This is a genomic window from Agathobaculum sp. NTUH-O15-33, assembly GCF_033193315.1.
GTDB classification, from domain to species: Bacteria; Bacillota; Clostridia; order Oscillospirales; family Butyricicoccaceae; genus Agathobaculum; species Agathobaculum faecihominis_A.
On record NZ_CP136187.1, the window covers coordinates 803806 to 815613 of the forward strand.

Sequence of the window (11808 nt, forward strand, 5' to 3'; positions counted from 1 at the left end):
GCGTAGCTCCTCCTTTTTATTTATTGCATTTCTACCAGAACTTTAAAATAATCGCCGGGCACATCCGCAAAGGCAAACGCCTCCTCCACCTGATCGAGCGGATATACCTTGCTGATCAGCGAAGCAAACGCCTCGTTCAGCTCGCCGCTTTTCAGCAGTTCCACCGCGCCGATAAAATTGTATTGCGCGTGAATACGCACACCCTGCATGCGCAGCTCCTTGGAGAACATGGCGGACAGATCGACAGGGTAGGGCTCCTTCGTCATGCCGACCACCATAATCATGCCGCCGATCGTCGTATGCTCCACGGCGGCGGCAATGCCCGGCCTGCTGCCGGAGACCTCAAAGCTCACGTCAAAGCCCTTGCCCTCGGTCAAAGCGCCGATCTGCGCGGCAAAGTCCGCGTCCAACGGGTTCAGGGTATCAAAGCCGTGACGCTCGGCGAAGCCGCGGCGGAAGGCGTTGATCTCGGATATCACGACCCGCCGCGCGCCCGAAGCCCGCGCGACCATGGCGATCAGCATGCCGATCGGCCCGCCGCCGATGATCAGCGCGGTTTGTCCCACTTGCAGCCCGCTGCGCCGTACATCGTGCACCGCAACGGCGACCGGCTCGGCCAGCGCGGCCAAACGAAGATTGAGCTCCTTCGGGATCTTGTACATTTTGCGCGTCAGCACCTTGACGTACTCGGCAAACGCGCCGTCGCAGTGCGCGCCCATAAAGTGAAGATCGCGGCATACGTTGTCATGCCCTTGCGCGCACGGTTCGCAGTTGCCGCAGGAAAAAAAGGGCTGCGCCACCACCATATCGCCCGGCGCAAACTGTTCCGCGCCCATGCCCCGGGCTTCGATCAGCTCGCCGACGAATTCGTGGCCCGGCACGACCGGAAATCTGGCCGTTGGATGCTGCCCATGCAGCACGTGCAGATCGCTGCCGCAAATACCGCAATAGCGAAGGCGAATGAGCGCTTCGCCGTCGCCGATCTCGGGGATAGGCGCCTGCTGCAAATGGATGCTGTCCTTGGCGGAGATGACCGCTGCTTTCATAGTATCAACCCTTTCTTGCAATCGCGCGTTTCGCGGCTTCCGCGATATCCTCCGCCGTAAGGTGCAGCGTTTTCTTTAGGTAAGCCACGTCGCCGACCTCGCCGAAACGATCCTGCACGCCCACGCGTTCCAGCGGACAGCAATGGTGACCGGTTAATACCTCGGACACCGCCGAACCCAGACCGTTTATCACGTTGTGGTTTTCGGCCGTGACGATCGCGCCGGAGAACTTTGCCGCCTCGATGACCGCCTGCTCATCGATCGGCTTGATCGTGAACATATTGGAAACGCCCGCGCTGATCTTTTCCTTGGCCAGCAGGTCGGAAGCGCGCAGCGCGTCCGCTACCGCGATGCCGGTGGCAAAGAGCATCACATCGTTGCCGTCGCGCAGCTTTACCGCTTTGCCGATCTCGAACGTTGACCCGTCCTCATAGATCTTTTCCGCCTTCTTGCGGGACAGCCGTATGTAAAACACGCCGTATCGGTCCTTGGTTTGGCGCATCAGATCAGCCAGCATCACGGAATCGGTCGGTTCTAGGATCGTGACGCCCGGGATGCAGCGCATCATGCCCATATCCTCGAACGGCATGTGCGTGCCGCCGTTGAGCGCGGCGGTCACGCCGGGGTCCGAACCGATGATGCGCACGTTCAGCTTGGCGTACGCCGCCGAGAGAAACACCTGATCCATCACGCGGCGCGTGGCGAAGGTGCCGAAGGTATGCGCGAATGGGATCAGCCCCGTGGCCGACATGCCCGCCGCCATACCGATCATGTTGGCTTCCTGTATGCCGCAGTTGACCGTGCGATCGGGGTGTGCCTTCCAAAAATCCGTCATACCGATGCTGTTGATGATATCCGCGTCCAGATAGACGACGCGCTTGTCCTTTTGGGACAGTTCCTCCATTACTTCGGCAAAGACCGCGCGCATTTCGCGCGCTTCCTCCTGAAGCGCCGCTTCTAATTTGACCATGTTTACACCTCCGCTTGGCCAAGCGCCTTGATCTGCTGCTCCAGCGCCTCGATGGCCTGCTGATACTGCGCCTGCGTAAATTTTATGTGATGGTTGTAGAGAACGCCCTCCGCGAAGGTGCAGCCCTTGCCCTTTTCCGTTTGCAGCACGATCATGTGCGGCTTGCCGGAAACCTGCTTGGCGCGTTCGATCGCCGCCGTAATCGCGGCGTGGTCGTGGCCGTCCACCGTCTGCGCGTCCCAGCCGAAGGCTTCAAATTTCCCCCTAAGGTCGCCCAGATCGCATACATCCTTTGTGTAACCGTCCAGCTGTTTTTGGTTACAGTCGACAAAGGCGATCAAATGGTCCAGCTTTTGCTGGTGGGCGTTCAGCGCGCCTTCCCAGATCTGGCCTTCCTCGCATTCGCCGTCGCCCAACACCAGATAGGTGTAGCTGCCCAGCCCTTGATAGCGGTTGCCCCACGCCACGCCCAGCGCCGTACTCATGCCCTGCCCAAGAGAGCCGGTGGACATATCGACGCCGGGGGTCAGGTTGCGGTCGCAGTGGCTGGGCAGCCGCGTGCCCGGTTGGTTGATCGTTTCGATTTCGTCCTCCGGGAAGTAGCCGCGCAGCGCGAGCGTCGCGTAAACCGCGGGCCCGCAGTGCCCTTTGGAAACCACCAGCCAGTCGCGGTCCTCCCAGTTTGGTTCTTGCGGATCGACACGCATGACGCCGCTGTACAGCACGGCCATCAGGTCGGCCATCGACATTGCTCCGCCGATATGGCCCGCGCCGATCTTGCGCAGACCGCGCAGCGTCGTCATGCGGATTTTCGCCGCGAAAATTTGTTGCGTTACCGTTTCATTCATCGTTTATCCTCCTTTTGCCGCGTTCAGCAGCAGGCGTTATAGATCGCGATCATGTCCTCGCGCGTCAGCGCGGTGTAGTTATTGCGCAGCAAACGCTGCTGGCCCTCGATCACGCTGTCGGCAAACTGCGGGAACTCCTCGGGCGTCATGCCGTATTCCCGCAGCGGCTTGCGCGGCAGAATGGTATCCATCAGTTCGTATAGCCGGTCCAGCGCCTCCTCGGGTTTTACGCCCAGCTCGCGCCCGAACAGCGTTTCCAACTGCGTTAGCTTGCCGGCGGGGTGTTTTACGCGGTAAGCGCGCATGACCTCGGCAAACATCAGCTGGTTGGCTTCGCCATGGGGGATATGGTACCTGCCGCCGAGCGGATAGCTCAGCGCGTGCACGGCCGCGCAGCCCGCGTAGCCAAAAGCAATTCCGGCAAAGTTGGAGGCGGTGAGAAAATCCTCCGCCTTATCCTTCCAAGACTCGCCGCCGTTTCGCGCGATATAGCGGTAGCCGGCAATGATCTTTTCAATTGCTTTTTCGGAAAACGCTTCGCTGTGCGCGATGGCTTTTGGCGAAAGGTAGGATTCCACCGCGTGGATCAGCGCGTCGATCGAGCTGGTCGCGAAAAAGCGGTAGGGCAGCGTGCGCACCATCTCCGGGATCAACACCGCCTCGTCCGCGTACATCGTATCGAGCGCAAGGCCTTTTTTGGTGGAAAGGTTCTTCAGTTCGCAGATCGTCACGTTGGTGACCTCGCTGCCGGTGCCGCAGGTGGTGGGGATGACCGTCAGGCGGCGCGCTTTCTGCGGGATCACGCGCCCCATAAAGATATCCTCCGTCGTCCAATCGCCGGTGAAGGTGAGCACCTTGGCAATATCGATAACGGTGCCGCCGCCAATCGCGATGATGCGCTTTGTATTCGCGGGAATGTCCGCGCGGATCGCGTCGATCATCTGATCGTTCGGTTCGCCCGCACCGTATTTCTCTTGAAACAACGCTTTGCACGGAACGTTGCAGGGCTTGACGAACGGATCGAAAATAAACTCATTGGTAATGATTAGATCGTTTTTTTCAAGCTGCTCGGTCGCTGCAAAGGCGGCAAACGTGTCATAACCCTTTAAACAGGGCGGTAATGAAAACGTGTACATGACTTTTGTTCCTCTCCTTTTGTTGGCTTGAGTCAAGCATAACATTGCGTTGTCGACCTGTCAACATAATTGTATACAATAATTATAATAAAATTTATAAGCAATAATTGTTGACAATGTATATTTGCGATGTTATATTCTAGTGGAAGTGTACTCTGTTTTGATCGGAAAGCAAGAGGTACACGACCCCCTCGCTCATCATCCACTTTTCTTCTCTCACACTCCAAAGGGCGGCCTGACGTATGGACAGGCCGCCCTTTGGATAACCATCACAACAAAAGGAGCGTGTTGTTCATGCCGAAAACGAAAACTTGTCTAAGTGGACCCGTTTATGATTACCTGCTGGAGCAGATCATGTCGGGACAGTACAAACCGGGGGAGCGTATCCCGGAAACCAAAGTGGCCGCGGTGTTCGGCATCAGCCGCACGCCTGTGCGGGATGCCATGCGACGCCTTGCGAGCGACGGCCTGATTGATTTGCAGCCGCACCGCTTTGCACAGGTAGCCAAGTATACCCCGGACACCATACGCGACATCGGCATGCTGCGCATTTCGCTCGACAGCATGGCAATCAAACTGGCGATGCTTTACGGCAACCAGTCCGAATTTATGGAGCTGCGCGGCATCGCGGAGACCTGTGAACAGGGGATGCTGACAAACAACGACGCTCTGCGCCGCACCGCGGATTGCGATTTTCATTTGGCGCTTGCGCGGATCAGCGGCAATCGGCTGTTGCTGCAATTCCAAACAGAGCTTTACCTGCGGGTGAATTTTGTTTTGCTGCAGCAGCCCAACATCGTCGTCAATAAGCAGCGGCACATTCGCCAGCATTTCCAAATTGTGGACGCGCTGGCGGCGCACGATGAGGACGGCGCGCTTCGGATCATCAACGAGCATCTTTTTTCGTTTTATGATCTTTCCTCTAAGGTGCCGGAACACTTTTTCCAATTGGGCGCCCAATTCCCGCACCCATAAAGACAGCAAAAAGCCGCCGCTCCAAAACGGAGCGGCGGCTCAGACTGTCGAATTGTTTAGAGAACCATGTGGAAAAAGCCTTCCGGGAATTTGTCTTTTAAGCCATAGAAGGAGGATAGGTGGGAAATGATCAGTTCTACGGCGCGTGTCTCATCATGCTCCATGAGCGCTTCCGCCAGTTCGTGATGCTGGCGCAGGTGGCTGCACTCATTCTCTACCGTGATGGGGTAGTGCAGCATGATGTATTCCACCTTCATGCATAGCTCGCGCTGGAATTTAAGCAGCAACGCATTGCCGGCGATCTCCGCCAGTTTGACATGGAAGTCACAATCCAGCTTGCGGCGTGATTCGCCGTCCCCCGCTTCATAGGCGGCGGAGCAGGCTTCCGCCAATTCGTTCAGCTGCAAAAAATCCGCGCGGCTGCCGAACAGCCCGGCCAGCTTGACCGCCATTACGTCAAGCGAAACGCGGAGTGTGCCGATCTCGGTGATCTCATCCTTGGAAAATTCTTTGACCTGCGCAAAGCGATTGGGAAAGATCTCTACGAGGCCGTCATTGCTGAGCTGACGGATCGCGTCGCGTACCGGGGTACGGCTGATATGAAATTCCTGTGCGATCTTCGTTTCGGGAATTTTCTCCCCTGGCATGAGCTGCTTGGTCATAATTTGATGCAAAATGCTTTTATACGCCGGTTCGCTCAATCCAACACTGCTTTTTGACACGAACACATCTCCTGACTCTTATAATTTTGAAAAGATATTCTGTCGATGCAATCAGTATAACACAAAAGCAGAACAAAAGAAAGTATACAATTTTTATTTATGTATTTAAAAGCGTTATTGTGTAAATAAAAAAATATTTAAATAACGAATTGAAAACGGTTTTTGTATAGCCTGTATTGTATAATTGTACAATTTCATGGACAAGAATTTGTAAATAGATACAGTCTTTTCACGAATCAAACGATTATGATTGACTGTTATGATTTAATGGTGATAAATTGTATACATAAAATAAATTCGGAGTTATATTGTTTCGGGTGAATACCTTAAGGAGGCGTCGTAAATGGATTTGAAGCTGAAAGGAAAACTGGCACTGGTCACCGGTTCTACGGCAGGCATAGGAAAAGGCGTGGCAAAGCTGCTGCTGCAAGAAGGGGCGATCGTCGTTATTAACGGCAGGCGGCTCGAACCTTTGCAAGAGGCGGCGGGGGAGCTGTCCGCGTACGGCGTATGCCATATGGCGTGCGGCGATCTATCGACTCCGGAGGGCGCGCAAGCGGTAATCGACGCTGTAGACGCGCTGGGCGAGCTGGACGTTTTCGTGGGCAATATGGGCGCATATAAGGGCACGCCGTTCGCGGAGATCAGCGACAGCGAGTGGGAATGGATGATGAACACCAACCTGTATTCGCAGATCCGCATGTGCCGTCACTTCCTGCCGCAAATGCTGCGGCGCAACTGTGGCCGCATGGTTCTGGTAGCCAGTGAATGCGGTGTAAAGCCGCTTACCGATATGGTTCATTACAGTGTTTCCAAAACCGCCGTGATCGGTCTGGCCCGCGCCTTGGCCGAGCTGACGAAGGGAACGAAGGTCGCGGTCAATTCGCTGCTGCCCGGCCTTACTTGGACGGAAAACACCGCGGCCTATCAAACCGACCGCGCTAGGCGCGAAGGCAAGGCGCTCGATCAGGCCATACGGGAGTATTTTGTCAATTACGAACCCACACAGCTTTTACAGCGCATCACAACAGTGGAGGAAGTCGCCTCCACCATCGTTTACTACTGTTCGGAGGTAGCCGCCGCGACGAACGGCGCCACGATCCGCGCGGAAGGCGGATTGATCCGCAGCATCTAAGCGGAATTTCCCCCAATAATATAACAGGAGCGAGGCTGGCGGCCTCGCTCCTGTTATGTTATTGGGGGAAAGCGGTATCAAGCATCAACTCTGTTTGGTTAGGCGGGAAAATGAATTACTTGACTACCTTTTCAACAATTTTACGCACATCGGCAAGTACTGCGCCGGTGCCGTCCTGATGCTGGAACAGATGCTGCTTCGGGGATACGTTGCGGAAGCCGATCGTTTTCCGGCGGGTAAACTCCTCGCACGAATATCCCGCGCCCTCGTTGCCAATGCCGGTGCCCTTGCAGCCGCCGAACGGCTGATCGTTGTGGCGCAGCGCGCTCGAACCGTTGACCCACACGGCGGAGGATTCAATGGCTTCCGCATAATAAAATGCCTTGTGCATATCCTGCGTGATGACGCAGGAGCTTAAGCCATACTTGCTCTGGTTGGCAATCGCGACTGCCTCTTCATCGGTTTCAAAGGTGATGATCGGAACGACCGGGCCAAACACCTCCATGTCCTTTGCAATGTCCATATCCTTGGTGACGTTGTCCAAAATGGTCACATCCATCGCCGCGCCGTCGTGCGTGCCGCCGTACAGCAGCGTTGCGCCCTGATCGATGGTGTGCTGGATCTGCGCCGCCACACGCTCGGCCGCGGTAGAGGATACGAGACGGGTGAGCTGCGCTTCGGGGTCGGTCGCGTGACCACGCTTAAGGCTTTTGACAAAGGTCAGCAGGCATTCCACGAAAGCGTCATGCGCTTTTTTATGTACCAGCGTGCGCTTGGGCGAGGCGCATACCTGACCGTTATTTTCCAAAATGCGGCCCCAGCCCAAACACTCAATCGCCTTGAGCATCTGCTCGGAATCCCCCGCGACGTCCTCGCGGATAATCAGCGGATCATTGCCGCCCAATTCAAGCACGACCTTTTTGATAGTGGGGGCGGCGTCGTGCATGATTTCCGTGCCGGCGTCGTTGCTGCCGGTGAGCGCCAAGCAGGCGACTTTTTTGTTGGTCAGCAGATTTTTGGTGCAGTCCTCACGGCTCGCGGTCACGTAGTGCAGTACATCCTTAGGAACGCCGACCTCATGCGCCAAATCAATCAGCTTCTTGACGCTGCACGGGGCGGTGGTAGACGCTTTTACAATGACAGCGTTGCCCATCAGCAGTGCGGGAACAATCTTCTGGATCGTCAGTTCGACCGGATAGTTGAAAGGAATGACCGCTGCGATTACGCCCAACGCTTCGTGTCGCACCATGACAACATCGTTTTCGTGGCCCTCCGAGCTGTCGCACAATACCCGGCCGAACATGTGCTTGCCGTATTCGATATTGTTCCGTCCGATCTCGGCGGCATAAGTGACCTCGGCGCGGGCCTGCATAATGGGCTTGCCCATTTCGCATGCCATGTAGTTGGCGATTTCATCAATGTTTTCATCGATCTTATCGCATAGCTTGTACAGAATCTGACCACGCTCAAAGAGGGGAGAGTTTTCCCAACGCGGCTGTGCGTCGAACGCGATGTCAACCATTTCTGCGATTTCCTCGCCAGTATAGCGTGGGACAGAGCCCACAAGCTTGCCGGTGGATTCGTCGATAACATTTTGCATCTTCATGTTTGTTCCTCCCATGTTTTGTGTTATTGAGGAAGGTGCGTTATATTGCCCGACCTCTTGCTTGTTAACTTATTATAACTCTTAATAGAAGATGTGTCAACAAGCGAATCTAAAATAAATCGAAGTTTTTTTGCGTCTCAATACAAATGCTGCGCGGCTTTTGGCCGCGCAGCATTTGCAGAGAGAAAGAAAAGAAGTGAGAGAAGCGAAAATTTACAGGCGCGCAAAGATATCGTCCATTTTATTGAGCGTTTCATCGATATCCTGCACGGTATGCGCGCTGGTGATACCGTAATGCGCGGGAGATACCTTGCCTGCCGTATCGTGGAACCAAAGGCCGCGCGGCAGACACTCGGTTACAAACTTTTTATACATCGCGCGATCCTGCGCGGCGGCTACCTTGCGAAAGTCGAAATCATCCTCTGGATCTTCCACGCCAAAGTAAATACCAAAACGCGCACCCACGCCACGGCAATGGCCTTTCTTGCCGTGCTGCGCAAACAGGCTGCTGATGCCGCTGTACAACCGGTTGCCGATCATTTCGATCTGATCGTAGAAGCCGGGCTCCAACGCCATTTTCAGGCATTCGATCGAAGCGATAACAGGAATGAGCGCGCCGGTATAGGTGCCGCTCACAGTGGTGTTGCCGATTGGATTGAGCACGCTCATTATATCCGCGCGGCCGCCGAAGGCAGAGATGGGAAGACCGCCGCCGATCGCCTTGGCCATGCAGGTCATATCCGGTAAAACGCCATAATGGAGTTGCGCGCTGCCCGGCCGCATACGCAGGCCGCAGATCACCTCGTCAAAGATCAGAACGATGTTTTCACGCGTGCAAAGCGCGCGAAGCTGCTCTAGAAAGTTTTTACGCGATTCATAGCAGCCGCAATTATAGCACAAGGGTTCCAGAATGACCGCGGCGATCTCGCCTTTATACTTTTGGGCGATATGCTCCATCGCAGCGATATCGTTGAATACCACGGTAACGACATTATCCTTGGCGTTTGACGGGAAACCGGCGGAATCAGGAACGGTCTCCACCTCGCCGTACGCATCGGCAGCGTGCACATCGTTATGGTTGAACCAGATATTTTCATACATTCCATGAAAATGTCCTTCAAAACGGACGACCTTTTCGCGGCCGGTAAAGCTGCGTGCAACGCGAAGGGCGGCCTGCGTAGCTTCTGATCCGGTATTGGCCAGCCGGATTTTTTCACAGCTGGGGAAAACCTGTTGCAGCAGCCTGCCAAGCTCCACATGATAGGCGGTATCAAAATTCATAAAAAAGCCTTTTTCCATCGCGTCACCGATGGCTTTGCGAAGGCGCGGGTGGTTGTGACCAAACAGCGAAGCCCCGGCACAGCAGTGGTAATCGATGTATTCCTTGCCGTTGACATCCCAGATGTGACTGCCATCCGCATGGTCGATATACAGCGGCTGCTTGAGTACAGCGTTATATCGCTGACCGGCTGAAGCGCCGCCAATATAGTATTGCTGTGCTTGCTGATAAATCTCTTGCATGCGATCCATAATTTTCGCTCCTTTAAAGTTTTCTAAAGCACCTTTGATGATTAATCTTATTATAAGACATACAATAACTTTCGTCAATAAAAAGTAAAGGTTGAAGTAAACAAGAAATAGGAGCGAATTTTGTGAAGATAATAGAATTTTCAAAAAAAATCAACAAAAACAAAGGGCGTGTTTTGCAACACGCCCTTTGTTTTTGTTGGCTAATGGATCGATGCGCCCAGCAGCCGCGCCTGCCGGGGATATGACGATGCCTCCGCGTCTTCGCGCGTGTTTAGGCCAAGCGCCAAGAGCCTGCCGGTATCCTGCCAGTGCAGATAGCGGCAAACGGTCTCATAGTGATGCTCCAGCGCGCCCATCGCCCAATCGTCGGAATCGCCGCCGGCAGCTAACAGCATGGCCTTGAGCGGTTTTGCGATCACTTCTTCGTTAACGGCATAAAACCGATCGAGGACAGCCTTGATCTGCGCCGAAAAGCCGAAATAATACAGCGGCGTCGATAACAAAACCAGATCGGCGGACAGAAGCGCGGGTAGGATCTGAGTCATCAGGTCGTCAAACACGCACTTGCCCTCGTGTGAGCGGCAATGATCGCACCCGGTGCAGGGATGGACCGGGTGAAGCCCTGCATCGAACCGAATGATTTCATGGCCTTGGCTCTCAGCGCCCTTGATCCATTCATCTGTCAGCAAAAAGGTGGTGCCGTTCCGGTGCGGACTGCCGGTGATGACGACAATTTTCATTTTTTATGTCCTCCTTTGAAGTATCAGACATTTAACTGAAACTGATATTGCACACTGTTCAAAGTCGCGCGGGCGATCCCGTTGATACAAAGCTGATAAAAGTCATGCCGCAATACCACATTGGGAATGTGATATGGCCCGACGAATTGCTCGCAATAAGTCAATACCTCTTTTAGATCCTGCTCCGCAATGCATTCGCAGGTCAAAACGATGCAGTTGGGGTTTAAAACACAGGTGACCATTAAAATGGATTTGGCAACAAGATTCAAAAATACTGATTTTTCCAGAAGGGAAGCGGGTTGTTGCGCGCGATCCACGCCGCTTTCTGCCAGCGCATAGGAAAGCTCGCCCGCAAAACGGCTATAGCCGTTATAGATTTTTCCGCCTATGACGATTCCGGCGCCTACCGGATCGCTCAAGGGAAAATCGATGGCGACAAGGCTGTGGTTGATCTGGTTATTCTCGCAATAATAGCCATAAGCCACAAAGTTCATATCGTTTTCCACAATCACCTTGACGCCCAGCGCCTCGGTCACGTCCGCCTGCATATTGATCCCCAGCAGGGAAGAAATATCGCAGCGCTCAATCACACCCTGATACACATTGCCCGGCACACTGATGCCGATCACGTCGATTAGCGGATCGCGCTCCATGGTTTCCCGTAAAAACTGCAACAGGTAAGGAAAGTCGATCCAGTCGGGATGCAAAATATCCTGTTCAATGATCTCGCCCGTCGCGTTGGCAATGGCGTAAACGACATTGCGCACATCGTCCACCACCTTAAGGTACACGCAGAGCACGTGCCGGTAATCCTTATTATAAACGTACTGGCATGCAGGGCGGCCGCCCAGGATTCGATTTGCTCGATCACCAGCTCGCCGCTTTCCTGCATTTCGTTTAAGAAATTGTTGCAGGTGGCAAGGCTTAGACCGGTGAGGCGGGAAAGGCTGGCCTTGGTGCACGAACCTTCGGCTTGGATCGCTTTGCGAATGCATTCCATATTCAGTTGTTTTAATTCCATTGTTGAGCTCACAGAAACATCTCATCCTTATGTTTATTATTGTAAGACATATTATTAGTATAACACAGTTTGGGTGGAT

At 54.3% G+C, this 11808-nt stretch carries 11 protein-coding genes and 1 pseudogene; 2 read left to right on the forward strand and 10 right to left on the reverse strand.

Going from position 1 to position 11808, the window contains the following annotated elements; genetic code table 11:
• Positions 1-20 precede the first annotated feature (20 nt).
• From RWV98_RS04235 to RWV98_RS04250, 4 genes are read right to left on the reverse strand one after another with little or no spacing between them, the layout of a single operon-like run.
• Positions 21-1046: a zinc-dependent alcohol dehydrogenase gene (locus RWV98_RS04235; protein ID WP_317863986.1), complete on the reverse strand. Its 1026-nt coding sequence runs from the start codon at positions 1044-1046 to the stop codon at positions 21-23.
• A gap of 4 nt (positions 1047-1050) precedes the next feature.
• Positions 1051-2016 (reverse strand): transketolase family protein, encoded by a 966-nt coding sequence (locus tag RWV98_RS04240; RefSeq protein ID WP_317863988.1) that lies wholly within the window; start codon positions 2014-2016, stop codon positions 1051-1053.
• 2 nt (positions 2017-2018) lie between these two features.
• Positions 2019-2864, reverse strand: a complete 846-nt coding sequence (locus RWV98_RS04245) for a transketolase (RefSeq protein WP_280962363.1) — start codon at positions 2862-2864, stop codon at positions 2019-2021.
• A gap of 23 nt (positions 2865-2887) precedes the next feature.
• Complete coding sequence (locus RWV98_RS04250) at positions 2888-4000, reverse strand: 4-hydroxybutyrate dehydrogenase (protein WP_317863990.1); 1113 nt, start codon at positions 3998-4000, stop codon at positions 2888-2890.
• Between the two features lie 294 nt (positions 4001-4294).
• Between RWV98_RS04250 and RWV98_RS04255 the strand changes: the two genes are divergently transcribed.
• Positions 4295-4975 (forward strand): GntR family transcriptional regulator, encoded by a 681-nt coding sequence (locus RWV98_RS04255; RefSeq protein WP_317863991.1) that lies wholly within the window; start codon positions 4295-4297, stop codon positions 4973-4975.
• Positions 4976-5031: 56 nt separating this feature from the next.
• Here the strand turns inward: RWV98_RS04255 and RWV98_RS04260 are convergent, their stop codons facing one another.
• Entirely contained in the window at positions 5032-5697 is a 666-nt protein-coding gene (locus tag RWV98_RS04260) for a GntR family transcriptional regulator (protein WP_317863992.1), read from the reverse strand.
• 343 nt (positions 5698-6040) lie between these two features.
• On the opposite strand from RWV98_RS04260, the gene RWV98_RS04265 reads away from it, so the two are divergent.
• On the forward strand, positions 6041-6832 hold the full coding sequence (locus tag RWV98_RS04265) for an SDR family NAD(P)-dependent oxidoreductase (protein WP_317863993.1): 792 nt from the start codon (positions 6041-6043) through the stop codon (positions 6830-6832).
• A gap of 115 nt (positions 6833-6947) precedes the next feature.
• On the opposite strand, the gene RWV98_RS04270 is transcribed toward RWV98_RS04265, so the two are convergent.
• The 5 genes and pseudogenes from RWV98_RS04270 to RWV98_RS19365 all read right to left on the reverse strand — a co-directional run.
• On the reverse strand, positions 6948-8438 hold the full coding sequence (locus tag RWV98_RS04270; RefSeq protein ID WP_280962368.1) for an aldehyde dehydrogenase family protein: 1491 nt from the start codon (positions 8436-8438) through the stop codon (positions 6948-6950).
• A 213-nt stretch (positions 8439-8651) separates the two neighbouring features.
• On the reverse strand, positions 8652-9968 hold the full coding sequence (locus RWV98_RS04275; RefSeq protein ID WP_317863994.1) for an aspartate aminotransferase family protein: 1317 nt from the start codon (positions 9966-9968) through the stop codon (positions 8652-8654).
• 200 nt (positions 9969-10168) lie between these two features.
• Complete coding sequence (locus RWV98_RS04280) at positions 10169-10708, reverse strand: flavodoxin family protein (protein WP_317863996.1); 540 nt, start codon at positions 10706-10708, stop codon at positions 10169-10171.
• A 23-nt stretch (positions 10709-10731) separates the two neighbouring features.
• Positions 10732-11508: an ROK family protein gene (locus RWV98_RS04285; RefSeq protein WP_317863998.1), complete on the reverse strand. Its 777-nt coding sequence runs from the start codon at positions 11506-11508 to the stop codon at positions 10732-10734.
• 89 nt (positions 11509-11597) lie between these two features.
• Positions 11598-11729: pseudogene (locus RWV98_RS19365) on the reverse strand (winged helix-turn-helix domain-containing protein); the annotation flags it as partial.
• Positions 11730-11808: the final 79 nt, after the last annotated feature.